We start from the raw sequence: 22,520 nt of genomic DNA, 5'->3' as shown, positions 1-22,520 counted from the left end.
TCTCTCGATCGGTTGCACCGAATCTCCTCAGATTCATGTGGATGTGGACCGCGTTCTGTGGACGGGCGGGTCATTTCCGAGAAAACATACTCTGACCTGCGCGAATCCTGTGGAGCCTAGGGGAATCGAACCCCTAACCCCTGCCTTGCAAAGGCAGTGCTCTGCCAATTGAGCTAAGGCCCCTTACCGGTCATCGACCGGTTGGCAACCCGAAATCAGCGGGTGGTGACCTCGCGCCAGAGGTCTGCGTCGTCGCGCTTGCGGAATTTGTTGACACCGATGAGAACGGCGATCACAACACCGACCATGAGGACAATCTTCATGATTCCCACCCTACTGTGCTGTTCGGGAGTGGGCCTAGGAGGACTTGAACCTCCGACCTCTTCGTTATCAGCGAAGCGCTCTAACCGCCTGAGCTATAGGCCCGAACTCGTTTCGATCCCCGCCGGAGCAGTGAACCGCAACGAGAAACGAGGTTACCTTACCTGCCTGCCGATAACCAAAACGGCCGGTCAGACCCAGTTTCCTGGGACCGACCGGCCGTACCGGAAACCTGCTCCTAGTCGGGATCGGCCAGGGTTATCTGGATGCCGCCGACCAGATCGCAGCACTGGTTGTAGATGAACACGCCGACCGTGGCCAGCGCGGTGAACAGCACCACGTTGATCAGGCCGATCACACCCGCGTAGCCGAACACCGTGCCTGCGTCGATCAGGCTCGACGAGCTGCCCTCCTGGTTCAGCATCTCGCCCAGCGAGTTGTCCAGGTTGTCCCACACGCCCATGCCCGCCAGCACGATGTAGAGCAGGCCGACGGCCAGCATCCACACGAAGAACAGCGCGACACTGATCACCAGGGTGATCTTCAGGGTCGACCACGGGTCGATCCGGCGGATCTGCACGGTCGCGCGTAGTGGCTCACCCGACGCGGCAGCCGCGATGGCCACCGGCACCGCGGGCGAGACGCTGCCCGCCGCGGCTGCCCGCGCGCTCGGCCCCATGTTGTGCTGGGGCTGCGGCGCCATCGGCAGCCCGGGCGGCGCCACCGGCGCCTCGGGTGCCGGGTGGCGCACGTCGGACAGGTCTGGCATGTCCTTGACCAGCTCCGGACGCGCGATGCTGCGGGTCGGCCCGTCGATCCCGACGGACTTCACCATCGCCGCTTCCTTGCGAGCCGCCTTGGCCGCCAGGTCGGCAGTGGTGCGGGCGTTGGACGCCCCACTGCCCTTGAGACCGCCGCCGCCCGGTGCCCCGGACGAAGGCCGCCCCTGACTCGGCGATTCGCCGGGCCGGTACAGGTTCGACTGCGGTTCACGCTGCGGAAGCTGAGCCCACCCGTCCTGGTAGGGCGAGGATTTGCTGCCCTTGCCGTCGAACGAATCGGTCCCGGCCGCACCGGATTCCGGCGCCGCGCCCTCGGCCGGACCGCCCTGGCGTGGGATCGGCCGCGGCGGGATCGGAGACGTGGCGATCCGCTCGGTGACGCCGTTGGTCTGGTTCCGATCGTCGTTCGACTGATTCGGTGTGGTCAATGGAATCCTCAGATCCGTTCGTTGCCGCCGCTATTTGGTGTGTTACTCCGAAGCCACGTCGCCGAGGAGCTGATCGGGATCGGGCTCGTCGGCGTTGCGCGCGATCGCTAGCAAGGTATCGCCATCCGCGAGGTTCATCAATCGCACGCCCTTGGTCTGGCGTCCGGCCTTACGAACCTGCTTGGCTGCGGTGCGGATGACGCCACCACTGGAAGTGATCGCGTACAACTCGTCCTCGTCGTCGACGATGAGCGCACCCACCAGGCTGCCACGCTTCGGATCGTATTGGATTGTCAATACGCCTTTTCCGCCACGTCCCTGCGCGGTGTACTCCTCGATCGCGGTCCGCTTCGCGTACCCGCCGGCCGTCGCGACCAGCAGATATGTCTCCAGACGCACCACATTGAGCGAGAGCAGCTCGTCGTCGGTGTTGAAGCGCATACCCTGCACGCCGGAGGTGGCGCGGCCCATCGGACGCAGCGCCTCATCGGTCGCCGCGAAGCGGATCGACTGACCGTGCGCCGAGACCAGGAGCAGGTCATCGTCGGACGAGCACAGCACCGCACCGACCAATTCGTCGTCATCGCGCAGGTTCACCGCGACGATGCCGCCGGAGCGGTTGGAGTCGAAATCGGTGAGTTTCGACTTCTTCACCAAACCCGCGCGTGTCGCGAGCACGAGGTACGGCGCGTCCTCGTAGGTCTTGAGCTGGATGATCTGGGCGATCTTCTCGTCCGGCTGGAAGGCGAGCAGGTTGGCCACGTGCTGACCACGTGCGGTCCGGTTGGCCTCGGGCAGCTCGTACGCCTTGGCCCGGTAGACGCGGCCCTTGTTGGTGAAGAACAGCAGCCAGTCGTGCGTGGACGACACGAAGAAGTGCTTGACGATGTCGTCCTGCTTGAGACCCGCGCCCATCACGCCCTTGCCACCGCGCTTCTGCGAGCGGTAGAGGTCGGTCTTGGTGCGCTTGGCGTAGCCGGTCTCGGTGATCGTGACCACCACGTCTTCGCGGGCGATCAGATCCTCGTCGGCGACGTCACCGTCGGCGGCGATGATCCTGGTCCGGCGGTCGTCGCCGTACTTCTCGACGATCTCGGCCAGCTCGTCGCGCACGATCGCGCGCTGACGCTCGGGCTTGTCGAGAATGTCCTTGTAGTCGGCGATCTCGATCTCGATCTTGGCCAGATCGTCGATGATGCGCTGACGTTCCAGGGCCGACAGGCGACGCAGCTGCATGTCGAGGATGGCGGTCGACTGGATCTCGTCGATGTCGAGCAACTGCATCAGGCCGGTGCGCGCGGTATCGGTGTTGGCCGCGCCGCGGATCAACGCGATGACCTGGTCGAGCATGTCCAGTGCCTTGACCAGGCCGCGCAGGATGTGGGCCCGCTCCTCGGCCTTGCGCAGCAGGTAGCGGGTGCGCCGCACGATGACCTCGAGCTGGTGATTCACGTAGTAGCGAATCATCTGATCCAGCCGCAGCGTGCGCGGGACACCGTCGACGATCGAGAGCATGTTCGCGCCGAAGCTGGTCTGCAGCTGGGTGTGCTTGTAGAGGTTGTTCAGCACCACCTTGGCCACCGCGTCACGCTTGACCGTGACCACGATGCGCATGCCGACGCGGTCCGAGGACTCGTCGTGGATATCGGAGATACCCGCGATCTTCGCGTCCTTCACCTGCTCGGCGATGGAGTTGACGAAGTTGTCGGTGTTGACCTGGTACGGCAGTTCGGTGATGACGATCGTGGTGCGGCCACGCGCGTCTTCCTCGATCTCCACCACACCGCGCATGCGGATGGAACCGCGGCCGGTGGTGTACGCGTCGTGGATGCCCTGGCTGCCGACGATCAGACCGTGCGTCGGGAAGTCGGGGCCCTTGACCCGTTCCATGCAGGCGGCGAGGGTGGATTCCTCGTCGGCCTCGTAGTTCTCCAGCGCCCAGTAGATGGCGTCGGCCAGCTCGTTGAGGTTGTGCGGCGGGATGTTGGTGGCCATGCCGACCGCGATGCCGTTGGAGCCGTTCATCAACAGGGCGGGCACGCGCGCGGGCAGCACGGTCGGCTCCTGCGAGCGACCGTCGTAGTTCGGGACGAAATCGACCGTCTCGGAGTCGATATCGCGCAGCATCTCCATCGCGAGCGGCGTCAGGCGGCACTCGGTGTAGCGCATGGCGGCCGCGCCGTCGTTGCCGCGGGAACCGAAGTTGCCCTGGCCGTCGACCAGCGGATAGCGCAGCGACCACGGCTGAGCCATGCGCACGAGGGTGTCGTAGATCGACGAGTCGCCGTGCGGGTGGTAGTTACCCATGGTCTCGGCGACCGGGCGCGCGGACTTCACGTAGCCGCGGTCCGGGCGGTAGCCGTTGTCGTACATCGCGTAGAGCACGCGACGGTGCACCGGCTTGAGGCCGTCGCGCACGTCGGGCAGCGCACGGCCCACGATCACGCTCATCGCGTAGTCGATGTAGCTGTTCTGCATTTCGGTCTGGATATCGACCGGTTCGGTCCGGTCGCCCGCACCGCCGGACGGGGGCAGCGTGGTCTCAGTCATCAAATCTCCTTCGAGGGGCCGACATGCGAGCGGGCGCGCCTATCAGGCGCAGCGCCGCTTACACATCGAGGAAACGGACGTCCTTGGCATTGCGGGTGATGAAGCTGCGACGCGCCTCCACGTCCTCGCCCATCAGCACGGAGAACAGCTCGTCGGCCGCGGCCGCGTCGTCCAGCGTCACCTGACGAAGCACCCGCACCGAGGGATCCATCGTGGTCTCCCACAGCTCCTTGGCGTTCATCTCGCCCAGACCCTTGTAGCGCTGGATCCCGTCGTCCTTGTTGATCTTCTTGCCCGCGGCGAGCCCGGCCTCGACCAGCGCGTCGCGCTCACGGTCGGAGTAGGCGAACTCGGGATCGGACCGCATCCACTTGAGCTTGTACAGCGGCGGCTGCGCGAGGAACACGTGACCGTGCTCGACCAGCGGACGCATGAAGCGGAACAGCAGCGTGAGCAGCAGCGTCGCGATGTGCTGGCCGTCCACGTCGGCGTCGGCCATCAGGATGATCTTGTTGTAGCGCAGCTTGGCGATATCGAACTCGTCGTGGATACCGGTGCCGAACGCGGTGATGATCGACTGGACCTCGTTGTTCTTGAGGACGCGGTCGATGCGGGCCTTCTCGACGTTGATGATCTTGCCGCGCAGCGGCAGGATCGCCTGGTACATCGAGTCGCGGCCCGACTTCGCCGAGCCACCGGCGGAGTCACCCTCGACGATGTAGATCTCGCACTTGCCCGGGTCCTTCGACCGGCAGTCGGCCAGCTTGCCCGGCAGTCCGCCCAGGTCGGTCGCCGACTTGCGACGCACCAGCTCGCGCGCCTTACGGGCGGCCATGCGGGCCTGCGCCGAGGACACCGCCTTCTGCACGATGGTCTTCGCGTCGGCCGGATTGGCCTCGAACCAGTGCTGCAGGTGCTCGTTGCAGGCACGCTGCACGAACGACTTGACCTCGGTGTTGCCGAGCTTGGTCTTGGTCTGGCCCTCGAACTGCGGCTCGCCGACCTTGACGCTCACGATGGCGGCCAGGCCCTCGCGGATGTCGTCACCGGTGAGGTTGCCGTCCTTCTCCTTGAGGAGCTTCTTCTCCTTGGCGTACTTGTTGACCACCGTGGTGAGCGCCGCGCGGAAGCCCTCTTCGTGGGTGCCGCCCTCATGGGTGTTGATCGTGTTGGCGAAGGTGTGGACTGACTCGGAGTAGCCCGAGTTCCACTGCATCGCGACCTCGAGCTCGTGGCCGGTGCCCTTGACCGTGTAGCCGACGACCGAGTTGTGGATGGCCGACTTGGTGCGGTTGATGTGGCGGACGAAGTCCACCAGGCCGCCCGGGTAGTGGTAGGTGCGGGTCTTCACCTTGTGCTCGACCGCTTCGGCGGCGACCTCCTCGGCGTGCTTGGGCGCCTCGGCGGTCTCACTGACCACTTCGTCGGTCACGTCGCCGACGGCGACCCGCTCGTCGGTGAGCTTGATGGTGAGGCCCTTGTTCAGGAAGGCCATCTCCTGCAGGCGCCGCGCCACGGTCTCGAAGTTGTAGGTCGTGGTCTCGAAGATGTCGGGATCGGCCCAGAAACGCACCGTGGTGCCGGTGACCTTGGTCGGCTCGCCCTGCGCCAGCTTGCCGGGCTTGGCGTCCTTGTAGGTCTGGGTCCAGTGGTAGCCGTCGACGTCGATCTCGACCTCGACCTTGGTCGAGAGCGCGTTCACCACCGAGATACCGACACCGTGCAGACCACCCGACACCGCGTAGGAGTCGGAGTCGAACTTGCCACCGGCGTGCAGCTGGGTCATGACGACCTCGATCGTGGGCACGCCCTGTGCGTGCATCCCGACCGGGATACCACGGCCGTCGTCGATCACCTCGACGCCGCCGTCGGCGAGCAAGGTCACCTCGACCTTGGTGGCGTAGCCGGCCATCGCCTCATCGACCGAGTTGTCCACAACCTCCCAGATGAGGTGGTGCAGACCGCGTTCACCGGTGGAACCGATGTACATGCCAGGGCGCTTGCGCACCGCCTCGAGGCCTTCGAGGACCGTGATGGAAGAGGCACCGTAGCCTGAATTGTTGCCCGATGCGTTGGAGTCGTTGGCAGCCACTTCTCGGTAGCTCTCCTTACTTGCTGATCCCTGGCGCAGCGATCCGGGCAGCACGCGCACGGCTCGGAAAGAGCCATCGAATATCACGGACTGCACAGCACGCGCCGAGGGTTCGCCGCTGGTTACGTCACCATCCTACTGGTAAGCCCAACTTACAGTGCACCTACGACACCCCTGGCTTCGCCGTGAATGCAAGAAATCGTCCGACCGCGAGGCGGTTCCGCCTCCTCGGGTATTTTGCCGGTCGTAGGCGCGAATAGAGTATGTCCTCGGACCGGCTGCCGGGACGCGTGAGATTTGTGGGGTTCCCGGGGAGTTACCGTGTCCGCGCGGGATCAGATGTCGCCTCCGAAGTTATCCACAGGCTCTATGCACATGTCCACAACTTGGGGCCTGAGAGCGGCGCGGGCGCAACGGATCTCGCTCCGGTCACCGCGCGGCTACCCGTAGGTGTCGCGCGGGCCGCGGCCCTTGATGTGGCGATCGCCCTTGCGCCAGCTCGGCGCGGCGGGGCCGGTGATGCGCAGCGACGTCACCACGCCATGACCGACCGCGGCATTGATCTTGGCCAGGATCTGGCTCTGCAACATGCGCAGCTGGGTGGCCCACGCGGTGGACTCGGCGGCGATCTTGAGCACACCGTTCTCCAAGGTCACCGGAGTGGCGTGGGAGGCGATGTCCTCACCGACCACCCGCGGCCAGCTGCCGAACACCGTGCCCTCGGCTACCTTGCCTGACCAGCCACGATTCTTCGCGAGCGTGCCGCTGAGCGCACCGAGGAGCTGGGGATCACGGGCATCGGGACCCGACCCGGACCAACCACTGCGGCGCCTGCCACCGGCCCGCAGCTTGCGTACCGGCGAGGCCCTGCCCTGCCCCACGGACTTGCCGCTGGCCTTGGCCGCGGCCCGCGCCTCTTCCAGCGCCCGGCGGGCCAGATCGATGCCGCGCAGCTCCGGTGCGGGTTCTTCCGGCACGGGTTTCCGCCTTCCGGTGTCGAGGGTGGCCGAGTGTGGATGGAGTCTACGCCGGGGCGCCGACGGGCTCGTCGAGCACCGATCCGGCATATATCCAGCATGTTGCCGGTTTTCCACAGGGGCTGGGGATAACTATCGCGATCTGTGCATATCTTCGGCGTGTTGGACGACTTCGGGGACGATCTGTGAGGTACGCCGGTCCGCCTCGCCGGTCGTGTGCACACGCAACGGTTCGGCGGCCAGTTCCGACGGCACGTCCTCGGCCACCGCGGCCGTGATCAACACCTGCTCGGCACCCGCGGCCACCTCCGCGAGCGCGGTGCGCCGCCGGCGGTCGAGCTCGGCGAACACGTCGTCGAGCAGCAGCACCGGTTCGGAACCTTCTCCGCGCAACAGCTCGAACGAGGCCAACCGCAGCGCGAGAGCGAACGACCAGGACTCCCCATGACTGGCGAATCCCTTCGCCGGTGCGCTGCCGAGCAGTAACTCGAGATCGTCGCGATGCGGGCCGACCAGACAGACCCCGCGATCGAGTTCCCGGTTCCTCGCAGCGGCCAGCTCGCGCAGCATGATCTCGTGCAGCAGCTGTGCGTCACCGGCCGCGGGCACTCTGGCCGGATCGAGGAGTTCCGGTGGGAGATACCCGGAGCGGTAAGTGATTGCGGCAGGACGTGATTCGGGTGCGATCGACCGATATGCCTGGGACAGATGGGGATACAGGTCGTGGACCAGGCGCAATCGTTCGGCGAGCAGCACCGCCGCATGATCGGCGAGGTGCCCGTCCCACACGTCGAGGGTGCCCAGATCGGCACGTGAACGCGATTGGCGCCCAGCGGTTTTCAACAGCGCCGAACGCTGCCGCAGCACCTTGTCGTAATCGGCGCGCACACCGGCGAGCCTGGGCAACCGGGCTGTGGACAACTCGTCGAGGAACCGGCGCCGCTCCCCCGGATCCCCACGCACCAGCGCCAGATCCTCCGGCGCGAACAACACGGTCTGCAGAATCCCCAGGATCTCGCGCGAGCGGCGCACCGGCGAGCGATTGATCTGCGCGCGGTTGGCGCTGCCCGCCTTGAGTTCCACATCCACGCGCAGTTCCCGCCCGGTGTTCACCACGGTGGCCCCGATCCTGGCCTGGGTGGCGCCCATCCGGATCAGCGGTGCGTCGGCGGAGACCCGGTGTGAGCCGAGCGTCGCCAGATAACCGACGGCCTCGAGCAAATTCGTCTTGCCGTTGCCATTTGCCCCCAGGAGCACCGTGCGCCCTGGGGACAACTCGAGATCGGCGTGTTCCCACGAACGGAAATCACGGACCGACAGCTCACGGATGAACATGTAGGCCTAGCCGCCCCTGCCTGCTCAGCCGGGCAGCCGGACCGGCATCAACAGGTAGATGTACTGGCTCTCCAGCGCCGCGAACGCACCCGACTCGAGCACCTTGGGCTCCTCGTCGGAGGCGGGCAGCAGCACCGCCGGACGGCTGGGCGTGGTGAACCCGAACGTGACCCGGTCGGTGTGCAGCGCGGCCAGGCCCTCGGTCAGGTAGCCGGGGTTGAACGCGATGGTGAGCGGTTCGCCGCGGAAATCGGCTTCCAGCCATTCCTCGGCCCGGCCCGCATCGTCCCCACCCGCCGACAGCAGCACGCCGTCTGTGGAGAACTCGAGCCGCACCTGGGCACCGCGCTCGGCCACCAGGGCGACACGCTTGATCGCCTCGGACAGCACGGCGACGGGCAGGGTGGCGATGGAGGTGTGCTCCTTGGGGAGCAACTGGCGGAACTTGGGGAATTCCGCGTCGAGCAGTCGGGTGGTGGTCCGCCGGCCGCCGTTGACGATGCCGAGCAGGCCGTCGGCGCCGCCACCACTGCCCAGCGACAGCTGGACCGGGGCCTCGGCGGCACCGAGAGTCTTGGCGGCCTCGGACAGCGTGCGCGCGGGAATGAGCACCGCGGTCTCGATGTCGGAGCGGGTCGGGTTCCACTGCAAGTGGCGCACAGCGAGTCGGAAACGGTCGGTGGCGGCGAGCACCACGTCGTTGCCCTCGATCTCGACCCGGATGCCGGTGAGCATCGGCAGGGTGTCGTCACGGCCCGCGGCGACGGCGACCTGGCCGACCGCCTCGGCGAACACGTCGACGGTGAGTTCACCGGTCTGCTGCGGAACCTCGGGCAGTTGGGGATAGTCCTCGACCGGCATGGTCGGCAGCGAGAACTTCGCGCTGCCACAGGCGATGAGCACACGGGTGCCGTCGACGGAGACATCGACCGGCTTGTTCGACAGCGACTTGGTGATGTCGGCGAGCAGGCGGCCCGAGACCAGCACCTGGCCGGGACCGGCGACCTCGGCCGCGACGCGCATCTGCGCGGAGACCTCGTAGTCGAACCCGGAGACCGTCAGGCCGTTCTCGTCGGCCACCAGCAGCACACCGCCCAGAACAGGCACCGGAGGCCGGGACGGGAGACTGCGCGCCACCCAGGCCACCGATTCGGCGAAGTCCTCTCGGGCGACCCGAAACTTCATGCTCGCAAGCTCCATCGCCCGATTTGTCCTCTCCGAGTTTCGAATCCGTGTGCGGGTGTGTGTCAGCGGAGTTGAACTGCTGTGTCGGCCGCGCATTGAGTCTCGCACAACCGACCGACAACCAAACGGTACCCGTGCAGTGCGCGAACTCCGCATCGACCCTCCCGGTCGATTCCCGCTCGTCGAACCACTCCGTTCCTCCTTGCCTGTCTGTGAGTGAACGACCGCTCGACTCGAGCCTCCCCAACCGAGTTTCCACACACCCTGTTTTAAAAGAGTTCTCTCTAGAAGGAGAACTGAAGTAGTAGTAGGCACTGTGGAATCTGTGGATTTCGCCCGAATCCGCAGGTCAGAGCGCTTGATGGCATGGGGATGGCCTTGGGGTGACTCGAGGATGAATCAGCGGTGGCTGTGGAGGCGTGAAGTTGTCCCCATTCCATCCTCGAGTTGTCCTCGAGTTGTTCCACCGGATTCACCCAGTTGTTCACACGTCGGGTCAGCCTGGTGGCAACGGTGTGGATTCCTCGAGGACTCCACAGGGACTCCTCGAGGAATCCACAGGCCGGATTCGGTGACGCCGCAGGTCACCGCTAGTGCACAGGTGTTAGTGGAGCGTCTTGTGGATGATGTGGACAACTGCCTGTGCATGAACGCTGCACACCCTCGCCCAACACCCTGTGCACCGACCGGTGCACAAAGGTGTGGATTCCTCGAGGAATCCACAGGAATTCCTCGAGGAATCCCCAGGGCAAAAAAGAACACCGCCCCAGGTCAGGGCGGTGTTCCGGGTTGGGGATGAAATCAGCGGGAGCGCTGTTTGATTCGGGCTGTGAGTTCTTGGACCTGGTCGTAGACCCGACGGCGCTCGGTCATCTCCTTGCGGACTTTTTTCTCCGCGTACATCACCGTGGTGTGGTCTCGACCGAACGCCTGCCCGATCTTGGGCAGCGACAGATCGGTGAGCTCGCGGCACAGGTACATCGCGATCTGCCTGGCCTGCGCCAGCGGACGCGCCTTACCCGGGCCGGTCAGCTCCTCGAGCGTGGTGTTGAAGTACTCGGCGGTGACAGCCATGATCGTCGCCGCGTTGATCTCCAGTGCCGCCGTGTCGGGCATCAGGTCGCGCAGCACCACCTCGGCCAGCGAGAGGTCGAGCGGCTGACCGTTGAGCGAGGCGAACGCCGTCACCCGGATCAGCGCACCCTCGAGCTCGCGGATATTGCGCTCCACCCGGCTCGCGATCAGCTCGAGCACGTCGTGCGGCACATCGAGCCGGTCCATCCGCGCCTTCTTGCGCAGAATCGCGATGCGAGTCTCCAGCTCAGGCGGCTGCACATCGGTGATCAGGCCCCACTCGAAGCGAGTCCGCAGCCGTTCCTCCAGGGTGGCCAGCTGCTTGGGCGGGCGGTCCGAGGACACCACGATCTGCTTGTTCGCGTTGTGCAGGGTGTTGAAGGTGTGGAAGAACTCCTCCTGGATGCCTTCCTTGCCCTCGATGAACTGGATGTCGTCGACCAGCAGGATGTCGGTCTCGCGGTAGCGCCGCTTGAACGCGACCTTGCGGTCGTCGCGCAGGCTGTTGATGAAGTCGTTGGTGAATTCCTCGGTCGAGACGTACTTCACCCGCATGCCGGGGAACAGCCGCTGTGCGTAGTGACCCGCCGCGTGCAGCAGGTGGGTTTTGCCCAATCCCGAAGCGCCCCAGACGAACAGCGGGTTGTAGGCGCGCGCAGGCGCCTCCGCGATGGCGACCGCGGCAGCATGCGCGAACCGGTTGGACGCGCCGATGACGAAGGTCTCGAACGTGTACTTGGCATTGAGACTGGCCGACGAGGAGGACTGCGGCGGCGCCTCGGGCGACTTGCTGAAATAGGTCGGCCAGTTGTTGCGGTTGCTCACCACGGGTTCGTCGTCGGCCGGCTGCGCGCCGGGCTGACCGGGGAACGGCTTGTCCTGGCCCTCGGCGCTCGGTTCCTCGGCACGAGCGGCGGCGGGCTCTTCGGACGGCCTGCCGCGGTTCGGCGCGCGCTGCGGCGCCGGGTCGGGAGTGAACAGCGACTCCTGGCCGGAGTGGTCGCGACGCGGTGCCGCGGCTTGCTCGCGGCGGGCGGGCGGTGCGGTCTCGGGAACTCGCTGGTCCGGACGCGCGCCACGGAACTCACCGCGCCCACCGAACTCGGCGCCGGGATAGTCGGGGACGGGGTACGCCCCAGTCGGCTCGAAATCGGTGCCGGGGAACTCGTTGCGGTCGCCCTGGTACTCGGCAGGCTGGCCGAAATCGGACGGTGCCTGCTGGTATTCGGGCTGCTGGCCGTATTCCGCGGGCGGCTGCTTGTACTCCGGTTGCTGGCCGTACTCCGGCGGTGCCTGCTGGTACTCGGGCTGCTGGCCGAATTCCGACGGATTCTGCTGGTAATCCGGCTGTTGCTGGTAATCGGGCTGTTGCTGCTGGTACTCCGATTCGGCCGGGTACTCGCGGTGCCCCGCGTAGTCGTTGCGCTCGCCGTACTCGCCGGCCTGCCCGGGGTACTCACGGCCGCCGTAGCTGCTCGGGTACTCGCCGTTGGCCGGATAGTCGGGGGACGACTGATAGTCGTTGCCGTACTCGCCACCCTGGCCGGGGTACTCGCCCGCGCCGTAGCGCGGCCTGCCGTACTCACCACGGGTGGCGTAATCGGGAACACTGAAATCGGGACCGGGATAACCGGCGGGTGGGCGCACCTGCTCGCGCGGACGCTCCGGCCTGCTCGTCATCCTGGCGTGCCGGGGCGAACTACCGGCCCGCTCCCCCGCGGCTGGGCTCGGCGCGGCGATGCGCACCCCGAGTCCTTCCACCTGGGGACCCAGCCGACGGCCGAGCGATCGCAGGATCGGCTCGCGCAGATCACGCTCGATCGCCTCCTGTGCCAGCGAGGACGGGACCGACAGCAACGCGAAACCCTGCGCGACGGTGAGCGGCTTCACCAGCTTCAACCAGGCCTGCTGTGCACGACTCACCGCGGGGATGGCGCCGTCGGCAGAGCCGGTGGTGAGCTCGGCAACCACCTCCGGCCACACTGTGGCCAGCACGTTCTGCTCGTCGTCCATACAGCGTCCTCCCCGGACCGGTTTGTTGGGGCCCACGGCCTTCGCGCACGCCGGAAAGCACCCGTGAACAGGTGTAATCCAGTGATCCTGCGTACAACCGAAGCCGGTTCGAACGCTGTGGCCCGGTAATTCGGACTGCGGCGCGGGCACCGACGGCCTTACGAATATGCCACTGCGGCCGTCTGTCCACATAATTATCCACAGATGTGGACAAACCTGGGGATAAAGGAATTCTGCCAGCGTGTGGCAGTGAATGGGGCTGGACCTGCGGTTCTTCAGCAATCCCCCGGCTACAGAGGCTAGCTGGCCGCGCCGCACAACGCCAGGGGTGTGGAAGAACTCACGAAAAGTGGCCGCATGCGTCACTGCGGCCCGGGCGTGTCGTGCCTGGTCGGGCCAGACCTCTGGTCCGTTCGGGCGTCCGGTAGCCTTGACCTGTGCCGGTGACAGGTACGTGGGGGCCGAGTTTGACCCGTTCCTTCGGGATAAGTACCCTCGTACAGTCACCCCTTGGCGCGGTTGGCGGCTGTCTGCTGCACATCGATCGCCAAGGCAATCTGTGCGTAGACCGCGGTCCGCAGCGCAGACAAATCATTTGTACAGACTTCGGGCGCCGAATGGTGCCCACCTACTACAGGAGTGTTGACCGTGGCCAAGGGCAAGCGGACGTTCCAGCCGAACAACCGTCGTCGGGCGCGCGTCCACGGCTTCCGTCTCCGGATGCGGACCCGTGCGGGCCGCGCCATCGTTGCGGCGCGTCGCCGTAAGGGCCGTACCGAACTGACTGCCTGATCGCGCGTAGTCGGACGCTCGGGTGTTGCCTGAGCCGTATCGGTTGCACCACCGTGCCGAATTCTCCCGCACGGTGCGCCGCGGTCAGCGAATCGGGAGGCGAGATCTCGTCGTACACGCGCTCACGCACGCGTACGACGATGTCGCCGACGGCGATTCTCTGGTCCGCGTAGGTGGTCCTCGGTTCGGACTGATTGTCAGCAAGGCGGTGGGAAACGCGGTGGTTCGCCACCGGGTGGCCCGCCGCCTGCGTCATATGTGCGCCCAGGTGGTCGATGAACTGCCGGTCGGCACCGATGTCGTGATCCGGGCACTGCCCGGCGCCGCCACCGCCGATTCCGCCGAGTTGCTGCGCCAGCTGCGCACCGGCCTGCGCAAGCTCGGCTTGCGCGGGGAACCGGAGCTCGCGCTCGGTCGCACCTCGGCCGGTGAACGGCGATGAGGACCCTCACCCGCCTGCCCGCGAAAGCCCTGATCGCCCTGATCGAGCTCTACCGGACCTATGTCTCCCCCACCCGAATGCCGATCTGCCGGTTCACCCCCACCTGCAGTGAGTACGCGGTGACTGCCTTGCGTACCCGCGGGCTGGTCGTCGGATCGGCCCTCACGGTCGTGCGGCTCGCGAAATGCGCGCCCTGGCACCCTGGAGGGTGGGATCCCGTGCCAGAGCGCGGGTCGAATGCCTGCACAAAGTCATCGCCCGCGCTGATCGGCGATACGAACGACGGGAGTACCTAGAGCCGTGCTCGACATCATCTATTGGCCGGTATCCGCAATTCTGTGGTTCTGGCACAAAGCCTTCGGCTTTGTGTTCGGGCCTGACAGCGGTCTCACTTGGGCACTGGCGATCGTGTTCCTCGTGTTCACGCTGCGCCTGGTGCTGTACAAGCCGTTCGTCAAGCAGGTACGCACAACCAAACAGATGCAAGAGCTGCAGCCCCAGATCAAGGAGCTGCAGAAGAAGTACAAGAACGACCGCGAGACCATGGCGAAGGAGATGCAGAAGCTCCAGAAGGAGCACGGCTTCAACCCGCTCATGGGCTGCCTGCCCGTCCTGGTGCAGGTGCCGGTCTTCCTCGGTCTGTTCCACGTGCTTCGTTCGTTCAACCGAACCGGCACCGGCTGGGGCCAGGTCGGGATGTCGAACTATGACAACGCGCATACCGCGAACTACATCTTCAGCGCGGCCGACGTCCAGTCGTTCCTGAGTGCCCGTATCTTCGGTGCGCCGATCGCGGCGTTCATCACCGCGCCGCCCGAGCAGCTGGAAGCCTTCGCGGACTGGGGCGGTACGCCCACGAAGCTGAACATCGCTCTCGTCGCCGTGCCGCTGATGATCATCGCCGGTCTGGCGACCCACTTCAACGCCCGCGCCTCGGTGCAGCGGCAGACTCCCGAAGCCGCCGCCAACCCGCAGGCCGCCATCATGAACAAGCTGTCGCTGTGGGTCTTCCCGCTCGGCGTGATGGTCGGTGGCCCCTTCCTGATGATCGGCATCCTGCTCTACTGGGTGGCCAACAACATCTGGACCTACGGACAGCAGCACCTGGTGTTCGGCCGGATGGAAAAGGAAGACGAAGAGCGTAAGCAGAAGAAGCTGGAGCTGCGGTCGCAGAACGCGCCCAAGCCCGGTGCCAAGCCGGTCGACGTCCGCAAGAAGCAGGACGCCCCGGCCGTCGATGACGAGCCTTCGGTGAACGGCACCGCGGCGACCAACGGCACCACTCCTAAACAGTCGGCCAAGCAGGGCGGTGGCAAGCGCAGGCCCGGCGGGCAGCAGCGGCCGGGTAACCGTGGCCGTGCGAACCAGAAGCGTAAGCGCTGAGACGCGATCGGATAGAGGGAATCCAATGACTGTTGAGACCGAGACCGACGGAGGGGACGCCACTGTGGCGACGACTGCTGTTGACGTCGTGAACGACGCCGAAGAAGCGTTGATCGAAGAGGGCGAGATCGCGGGCGACTACCTCGAGCAGCTACTCGATGTGCTCGACTTCGACGGCGATATCGACCTCGATGTCGAGGGCGACCGCGCCATCGTGAGCATCGACGGCGGCCGTGATCTGACCAAGCTCGTCGGGCGAAACGGTGAAGTGCTCGACGCGCTGCAGGAGCTGACTCGGCTCGCCGTGCAGCAGGCGACCGGCGTGCGTAGCCGTCTGATGCTCGATGTGGCCGGCTGGCGTGCACAGCGCCGGACCGATCTGAGCGAGATCGGCGTCGCCGCCGCGAAGCGGGTGCTCGAGTCGGGCGCACCCGAAGCGCTGTCCGCGATGACTCCGTTCGAGCGCAAGATCGTGCACGATGCTGTCGCCGATATCGATGGCGTAGCGAGCGAGAGCGAAGGCGTCGAGCCGAATCGTCATGTGGTGGTAGTGCCCGAGTAGGCTGACTTCCGCCGTAACCACGAACGATGTGATTAGGCCTCCGGTCTCGGACCGGGGGCTTTTTCATTGCCATCACTCGGAAGGATGTTTCACGTGGAACGAGAACTGGGTGCGCCGTCCGACGAGCAGGAACCGCCCGCCGCCGCTGCCCGAGTGTTCGGCGACCGCTTGGACATCGCCCGCCGGTACTACGCGGCGCTGGCGACGGCCGGTGTGGAACGCGGTCTCATCGGTCCCCGTGAGGTTCCCCGGCTGTGGGAGCGCCACATTCTCAACTGTGCCGTCATCGGCGAGCTGATCGATGAAGGCGCTTCGGTTGTCGATATCGGCAGCGGTGCCGGGCTTCCCGGAATCCCCCTCGCGATCGCCCGGCCCGACCTTCGCATCACGCTCGTGGAACCGCTGCTGCGGCGGACGATCTTCCTGAGCGAGTTCATCGAAGAAGCCGGGTTGGATGTCACGGTGGTTCGAGGTCGGGCGGAGCAGTCCGGCGTGATCAAAGAAGCGGGCGGCGCGGATGTCGTCACTTCGCGCGCGGTGGCTCCTCTCGCCAAACTCGCCCACTGGTCGCTCCCCCTTCTTCGCGACCACGGTCGCATGCTCGCTCTCAAAGGAACCAGTGCCGCCGAAGAACTCGAGCGCGATGGTGCCGAGCTGATTCGTGACGGTGCGACCGATCTCCGGGTTGTCGGGTGTGGCGCCGGCATCGTGGAAATCCCCACTCTTGTCATCAGTGCCGAGCTACTCCCCCGCGCCGAGCGTCCGACTCGTCGCAGTGAACGGAAGGCCGCCGGAGTGGAGAAGAAGGCTCGGAAGCGTCGCGAATCCTGATCGACCTGAAATCTCTTCCATCTAGCGGGTTCGCGCGTTTCGTAACGTGACGAATCATGCCGAGGGTCGTTGTATGGGCTTGAGGCGGGTCTATTTTCGGTAGTCGCGGATGGGTGTCGCGTTCGGGGAGCGGAAGTGTTTCACGTGGAACGCGACAGCCGCTCCTCTTCGTTGTTGATCGAATTTCGTATGCGTCGGGCGGGCTTCGCCAGTCGGGTTTGGTCGTGGTGGATTAGCTCGCTCGGTTTGAAGCGGAACGCGATCTGTCCGGGAAGTGCGTTGCCTGTGAGTCGAGGCAGGTCTGGTGAGATCGAATCTTCGGGCTCATGGGTGGGGGTGATCGTCGGGCGTCCGTTGGGTGGGTGAGCGTCGGCGAAGTCGAGGGAAAATCTGGTCGTCTGTTGTGTGGCAGTTCCTGGGATGGAAGTTGCTGTGAGCGAGCGTGTTCGGCAGCGCGTGTTTGCCGATCAGCAATGGGCGTTGGTGTCTTATCGGAAGATGTGTGGCATCGGTTCTTCTCGGTGGCAGCTGGGCTCCGCTTCTCTCGTTGAGTAGCGACACGGTGGTCGTCGTGGGCGACGTGTTCGGCCGGACGCTCGTCGATCGCTTGGGTGTGTGGAGATCGGTGCGGAGAAGTCTGGTGGTGATCGGGCGTCGTTTGGTCCACGTAGGGGTGGGGTCAGAAACTTGGCGGGTCGGATGTCGGCGAGACGGGCTGGGACTGTTGGCCGACGATTCATGTGGATCTGTGTGAGATGGGGCGCGGGGCGAGTGGTGAATTGGTTGGGGTGCTGTGCCGATGCTGAGGGGGGTGCTTCTCGGCTGACTCCGGGGTGCGTGGGTGATGGGGAGTGCGGGTGGGATTTGTGGCTGGGATTGGGTGTTCGGTAGTCCCAGGGGTTTGAGGCTGTGTTTTTGGCGCGCTGGCGCGCGCGTGTCCGCGGCCCTGAGGGGCCGCCGGTTAGCGCTCGAGACTCGCGCCTGCGGCGCATGCGCTTCGAGCGCTGACCGGCGACCCGGCCGCGGACCGGCCACTTCGTGGCCGCCGCTCCCTAGGGGTCGCGGGTGCGGGGTTGGGTGTGCGGTCATGGCGGATCTGGGGAGTGCGGTGTGGCTGGGCGTGCTGTCTGGATGGGAGTGCGGTGCGTGGTCTGGATGCTGGGTGGGAGTGCGGACCCCAGATGGATTTGAGGGCAGGGGTGGATGGGGCGGGCTGAGTGTGGGAGCTCTTGGGCGAGCTCGGACCATGCGTTGACGCACTCATCGGCCGTCTGATGTGGTGCCCCGCTCCCCCGTTGTTTCCCGTGAAACATCGATCGCGGGCTCTAATTTGTGAGTGTTGGGTGTGTCCTTGTCGGCGTGCCGCGATTCAGCTTTCCTAAGTGTCTCGAGGCTGGCAAGCTGTCAGAGTCGGGCGGGAGTGAGCCACCCTCCTCGAGTCTTCGAGTTCTCCACCGACACAGTTAGTTTGTGACGACACGGCGCCGACGTTCGTCGGGGATACGTGATCTGAAGTTTCTCGGGTTAGGAGCAATCTATGTCGAGCGGTCCGGCGAATGTTTCACGGGAAACAGCGTCGCGGGTCCCGGGGATGCTGGATTCCAGCAGCTTCGACGCGGAGACGTTCGGGAATACTCCTTTCGGGCACATCTCCCCGGCCGAGACCCCGATCGCGGCGGAAGCGCAACGCGCCAGCCAGATTCTGCATCCAGGAAAGGTCACTGTGCCGAAACCTCGCGAGCAACGGATCATCACTATCGCCAACCAGAAGGGCGGCGTCGGTAAGACGACTACGACGGTCAATCTCGCTGCGGCGCTAGCGCACCAGGGAATGATGGTCCTTGTGGTCGATCTTGATCCGCAGGGCAACGCGAGTACGGCGCTGGGCGTCGCACACAACTCGGGTGTGCCGTCCAGCTACGAGCTCCTGATCGGTGAAGTGACGGTCAAGGACGCGATCCAAGTGAGCCCGCACAGCGAGCGATTGCTGTGTGTCCCGGCCACGATCGACCTGGCCGGCGCGGAGATCGAACTGGTCTCGATGGTCGCCCGGGAAGGCCGGTTGAAGACCGCGATCCGCGAGGCGGGCATGGTCGGCTTCGACATCGATTACGTGTTGATCGACTGCCCGCCCTCCCTCGGTTTGCTCACGGTCAACGCGCTCGTGGCGGCCAAGGAGGTGCTGATTCCGATCCAGTGTGAGTACTACGCGCTGGAGGGTGTCGGTCAGCTGCTCCGCAATATCGGGCTGGTGCAGGCGCACCTGAACCCGGAGCTACACGTGTCGACCGTCCTGCTGACGATGTACGACGGCCGCACCAAGCTGGCCGACCAGGTGGCCGAGGAAGTGCGTAATCACTTCGGCGATGTGGTCCTCAAGTCGATGATCCCGCGCAGCGTGAAGGTCTCGGAGGCGCCGGGCTATGGGATGACCGTGCTCGATTACGATCCAGGCTCGCGCGGTGCGATGAGCTACATGGACGCGGGGCGCGAGCTGGCCGCTCGTGCGCAGCTGAAGCAAGACGCGTCTTAAGCGTGAGTTGGAACGAGGAAGGGATCGGTAGCCGATGAGTCAGGCGAAAAAGGGCGGTCTCGGTCGCGGGTTGGCCGCATTGATCCCGACGGGTCCGGCAGTGGCGCCGGGCTTGAGCAGTGCCGCCGCGAGCGTGATCGGAATCAACCCGATCGGCCCGCAACCGGCCGAGGCGTTCCTGCATCGTGTTCCGGACGCGGAGCCCGCGCCGGAGCCCGAGCCCGAGCCCGAATCCGATCTGGTCTCCCCCGGCGGCGCGGTGTACCGCGAGGTCCCCGCCGACCTGATCGAGCCGAACCCGAAGCAGCCGCGTCAGGTCTTCGAGGAAGACGCACTCGCGGAGCTCGTGCACTCGATTCGCGAGTTCGGTCTCATGCAGCCGATCGTCGTGCGCCGCGTCGAACCGGGCGTCGACAAGTTCCAGTTGGTCATGGGCGAGCGCCGCTGGCGCGCATGCCAAGAGGCCGGACTCGCCACGATCCCGGCCATCATCCGGGACACCGACGACGGCTCGATGCTGCGCGACGCGCTCCTGGAGAACATTCACCGCGTGCAGCTGAACCCCCTCGAGGAGGCGGCGGCCTATCAGCAGCTGCTCGAGGAGTTCGACGTCACGCACGAGGAATTGGCTTCGCGAATCGGTCGCTCGCGGCCGGTGGTGACGAATATGATTCGTTTGCTGAAGCTGCCGATTCCCGTGCAGCGTCGGGTGGCCGCCGGGGTGCTCTCGGCCGGACACGCCAGGGCGCTGCTCGGCTTGGATGCCGGCGCGGACGCACAGGAAGAATTGGCTGCACGAATCGTTCGTGAGGGAATGTCGGTTCGGTCTACGGAGGAAGCGGTGCAACTCGCGAACCGCGAGCCCACGCCGACCGCTCCCCCGGCACCGAAGCGCAAACCGATCCACATGCCGGGCCTGCAAGATGTTGCCGAGAGACTGTCGGGGTCCTACGACACCCGAGTCACGGTCAGCCTCGGCAAGAACAAGGGCAAGATCGTTGTCGAGTTCGGGTCCGTCGAAGATCTCGAGCGCATCGTGGCGCTGATGGAGCAAGTCGGCCCCGAAACGTCACTGTGACTGAAAGAGGCGGCACGTACTGTGGATAGTGATGTGGCGTGAGCGTGGATGAATCCGACAGCTGGAGGCTGAACAGAGCGGTGTCGACCAGCGTCACGGCTTTGACTCTCGACGGGCTCGGTCAGCTCCCGGCGCACACCCGGCGGTGTGTGTTCTGGGAGCTCGACCCGGCCGTCGCCGCGGACTCGCACGCGTTCAGCGATCCAGTCTTCGAAAAGGAAGCCTGGCTCTCGACGGTGATGCTCGAGTGGGGTTCGTGCGGGCAGGTGGCCCACGTGGACAACAACCTCGCGGGCTGTGCGCTGTACTCCCCCCCGAGTGCCGTGCCACGTTCCGCGCTGTTCCCCACGTCCCCAGTAAGCCCGGACGCGGTCCTGCTGACCACGCTGCAGGCCGAATTCCCCTACGATGAGGCCGATGTAGCCCATCGCCTTGTTCAGGCCGTGGTGGCCGATCTGGTGCGTCGTGGCGTGCGAGCGCTGGAAGCATTCGGCATTCGCAACGGCCCACCGTCGAGTTCGGTAGCCGATCGCGGCTTCGGATCGTCGATGCGGTTGATGGAACGGATCGCGGCGCCGCTGCGGGACCCGTCGTCCGCGACGAGGTGCACTCCCGAAACCTGCATGATCGACGCGGATTTCCTCGCCGAGGTCGGTTTCGAAGTGGTGGCCCCGCACCACCGCTTCCCCCGGCTGCGCCTGGAACTCGACTCCGATCACGGCTGGAAGGAAGACGTCGAGCGCGCGCTCGACCAACTCCTGGCGGCGGCGTCGATGGAACCGCCCTCGCGCGTCGGCGCGCACTGACCCGAGACAACAAGAACGGCCCCGCGGACAACCGCGGGGCCGTTGGTCTTGTGTGGGGCTAGACGCGCGGGGCGGGAACGTTGCCCGCGTCGGCGGCCGCCAGTTCTTCGGCGAGCAACTCGGCGAAGGTATAGGTGCCGGTCGGCTGGTCGTCCTGGCCGAGTAGATAGAGCCGCTTCACCGAGATCAGAATCGCTTCGGCGATCACGTCGCGCATGCGCGGGTTGGTGAGCACCGAGGCGTCGTAGTCGTTGGTGAGGTAGCCGAGGTCGACCTGCACGGTCGGCATCTTGGTCAGGCGCAACAGGTCCCAAGTGCGCTGATGAGTCCGGCAGTCCTGCACCGAGGTTCGGGCCACCACTTCGCGCTGGATGAAACCGGCCAGTACCTGACCGATCATCGACACCGAACCGTGCGAGTTGCCCCAGTAGAAACCGGCCACTCCCTTAGCGGACGGGTTGTCACTGGTCGCGCAGCGCAGCGAGATCATCAGGTCGGCATCGAAGGCGTTGGAGGTGTCGGCGCGTTCGACATCGGTGGGGTTGGCGCCCCACGGCCGGGACAGGAAGGTTTCCATACCGGTCGCGGCCATCCGGCCTTCGAGCCTGGAAGCGAGATCCCACAGGATCTCCGACTCGTAGACGTCACCGTATTCGGTGGGTACCGCGAAACCCTTGTCGGCGCCGCCGAATCCGGGGTCGATGACGATCCGCTTGCCGGTGAGCTGCGGGCCCGCCCGGTGCACCACTTCTTCCTCGGCGATGCGATGCGGGTTGCCACCGGTCACGCGCGCGCCGAGCAGATCCAGCGAGCGCAAGGTGTCGGGTCCGCAGATACCGTCGGCGGACAGGCCGATCTCGCGCTGGAACGCGCTGAGCCCGTCGTGGGTGTGCGGGCCGAAGTGCCCGTCCACCCGGTACACGTAGAAGCCGAGATCCTGCAGCTTGCGCTGCAGGGTGGCCACGTCGTCACCGTAGAGCGGCGCCGACAATTGGTAGATCAACGTGCGAGCACCCAGCCGGTAGGAGGCTTCCTTCAGCGCGCGATAGGTGGCCGGACCGACCACCCCGTCGACGAGAAGACCGCGCTGCTGCTGGAACGCGCGGATCGCCGAATCGAGGGGCCGATCGAACACCGCCTCGGTGTCCTTCCAATACTCCGGTCCGTCAGTGGATTCGACGTGTGGGAGATGCAGGAAACCGAGGCTTGCGAGGGTGCTCCGAACCTCTGCGACGGCTGGTCCTGAATCGCCGTGACGAAGTCGGTGCATGCGTAAGAGCCCTTTCCTTCGGCCGGAGCGTCCGTCGATTGTCTCAGACCCGGGCCGCTTTGCGGG

General features: G+C 65.6%; 18 protein-coding genes and 2 tRNA genes. 9 read left to right on the top strand and 11 right to left on the bottom strand.

Going from position 1 to position 22,520, the window contains the following annotated elements:
• Positions 1–110: 110 nt before the first annotated feature.
• From ACWGCN_RS01295 to dnaA, 10 genes are all read right to left on the bottom strand, one after another.
• Positions 111–183, bottom strand: a tRNA-Ala gene (locus ACWGCN_RS01295).
• Positions 184–215: 32 nt separating this feature from the next.
• Complete coding sequence (locus ACWGCN_RS01290; RefSeq protein WP_214516728.1) at positions 216–323, bottom strand: DLW-39 family protein; 108 nt, start codon at positions 321–323, stop codon at positions 216–218.
• 29 nt (positions 324–352) lie between these two features.
• Positions 353–426 (bottom strand) — tRNA-Ile (locus ACWGCN_RS01285).
• Positions 427–559: 133 nt separating this feature from the next.
• Entirely contained in the window at positions 560–1,531 is a 972-nt protein-coding gene (locus ACWGCN_RS01280) for a DUF3566 domain-containing protein (protein WP_378989380.1), read from the bottom strand.
• A gap of 42 nt (positions 1,532–1,573) precedes the next feature.
• Positions 1,574–4,081 (bottom strand): DNA gyrase subunit A, encoded by a 2,508-nt coding sequence (gene gyrA, locus ACWGCN_RS01275; protein ID WP_378634601.1) that lies wholly within the window; start codon positions 4,079–4,081, stop codon positions 1,574–1,576.
• Between the two features lie 58 nt (positions 4,082–4,139).
• Positions 4,140–6,173 carry a DNA topoisomerase (ATP-hydrolyzing) subunit B gene (gene gyrB / locus ACWGCN_RS01270; RefSeq protein ID WP_378989379.1) on the bottom strand — a complete coding sequence of 678 codons (2,034 nt, stop codon included), beginning with the start codon at positions 6,171–6,173 and terminating at the stop codon, positions 4,140–4,142.
• Between the two features lie 440 nt (positions 6,174–6,613).
• On the bottom strand, positions 6,614–7,150 hold the full coding sequence (locus ACWGCN_RS01265; protein ID WP_245914449.1) for a DUF721 family protein: 537 nt from the start codon (positions 7,148–7,150) through the stop codon (positions 6,614–6,616).
• Between the two features lie 132 nt (positions 7,151–7,282).
• Positions 7,283–8,485 carry a DNA replication/repair protein RecF gene (gene recF / locus ACWGCN_RS01260; RefSeq protein WP_378989378.1) on the bottom strand — a complete coding sequence of 401 codons (1,203 nt, stop codon included), beginning with the start codon at positions 8,483–8,485 and terminating at the stop codon, positions 7,283–7,285.
• A 24-nt stretch (positions 8,486–8,509) separates the two neighbouring features.
• Positions 8,510–9,685, bottom strand: a complete 1,176-nt coding sequence (dnaN, locus tag ACWGCN_RS01255) for a DNA polymerase III subunit beta (protein ID WP_378634611.1) — start codon at positions 9,683–9,685, stop codon at positions 8,510–8,512.
• Positions 9,686–10,471: 786 nt separating this feature from the next.
• Positions 10,472–12,757 carry a chromosomal replication initiator protein DnaA gene (gene dnaA / locus ACWGCN_RS01250; protein WP_452460079.1) on the bottom strand — a complete coding sequence of 762 codons (2,286 nt, stop codon included), beginning with the start codon at positions 12,755–12,757 and terminating at the stop codon, positions 10,472–10,474.
• A 648-nt stretch (positions 12,758–13,405) separates the two neighbouring features.
• Here dnaA and rpmH point away from each other — a divergent pair.
• The 9 genes from rpmH (at position 13,406) to ACWGCN_RS01205 (ending at position 21,184) form a co-directional block, all read left to right on the top strand.
• Entirely contained in the window at positions 13,406–13,549 is a 144-nt protein-coding gene (rpmH, locus tag ACWGCN_RS01245; RefSeq protein WP_082843828.1) for a 50S ribosomal protein L34, read from the top strand.
• 22 nt (positions 13,550–13,571) lie between these two features.
• Positions 13,572–13,991: a ribonuclease P protein component gene (rnpA, locus tag ACWGCN_RS01240; RefSeq protein ID WP_378634616.1), complete on the top strand. Its 420-nt coding sequence runs from the start codon at positions 13,572–13,574 to the stop codon at positions 13,989–13,991.
• Entirely contained in the window at positions 13,988–14,287 is a 300-nt protein-coding gene (gene yidD, locus ACWGCN_RS01235; RefSeq protein WP_101465063.1) for a membrane protein insertion efficiency factor YidD, read from the top strand. Before rnpA ends, yidD begins: the two co-directional genes overlap by 4 nt.
• A 4-nt stretch (positions 14,288–14,291) precedes the next feature.
• Positions 14,292–15,374 carry a membrane protein insertase YidC gene (gene yidC / locus ACWGCN_RS01230; protein ID WP_378989376.1) on the top strand — a complete coding sequence of 361 codons (1,083 nt, stop codon included), beginning with the start codon at positions 14,292–14,294 and terminating at the stop codon, positions 15,372–15,374.
• Positions 15,375–15,399: 25 nt separating this feature from the next.
• Positions 15,400–15,936, top strand: a complete 537-nt coding sequence (locus ACWGCN_RS01225; protein WP_266294803.1) for a Jag family protein — start codon at positions 15,400–15,402, stop codon at positions 15,934–15,936.
• A gap of 84 nt (positions 15,937–16,020) precedes the next feature.
• Positions 16,021–16,767, top strand: a complete 747-nt coding sequence (gene rsmG / locus ACWGCN_RS01220) for a 16S rRNA (guanine(527)-N(7))-methyltransferase RsmG (RefSeq protein ID WP_378989375.1) — start codon at positions 16,021–16,023, stop codon at positions 16,765–16,767.
• Between the two features lie 1,537 nt (positions 16,768–18,304).
• Positions 18,305–19,300: a ParA family protein gene (locus ACWGCN_RS01215; RefSeq protein WP_452460480.1), complete on the top strand. Its 996-nt coding sequence runs from the start codon at positions 18,305–18,307 to the stop codon at positions 19,298–19,300.
• A gap of 34 nt (positions 19,301–19,334) precedes the next feature.
• Positions 19,335–20,378, top strand: coding sequence for a ParB/RepB/Spo0J family partition protein (locus ACWGCN_RS01210; protein ID WP_378989373.1), 1,044 nt, complete (start codon positions 19,335–19,337; stop codon positions 20,376–20,378).
• Positions 20,379–20,458: 80 nt separating this feature from the next.
• Positions 20,459–21,184 (top strand): GNAT family N-acetyltransferase, encoded by a 726-nt coding sequence (locus tag ACWGCN_RS01205; RefSeq protein WP_378635240.1) that lies wholly within the window; start codon positions 20,459–20,461, stop codon positions 21,182–21,184.
• Positions 21,185–21,242: 58 nt separating this feature from the next.
• On the opposite strand, the gene ACWGCN_RS01200 is transcribed toward ACWGCN_RS01205, so the two are convergent.
• On the bottom strand, positions 21,243–22,454 hold the full coding sequence (locus ACWGCN_RS01200) for an N-acetylmuramoyl-L-alanine amidase (protein WP_378989372.1): 1,212 nt from the start codon (positions 22,452–22,454) through the stop codon (positions 21,243–21,245).
• Positions 22,455–22,520: the final 66 nt, after the last annotated feature.

The organism is Nocardia sp. NPDC055050 (genome assembly GCF_053608345.1).
Note: the sequence above shows the minus strand (reverse complement) of the source record. Positions and strands in the feature narration are given on the sequence as shown.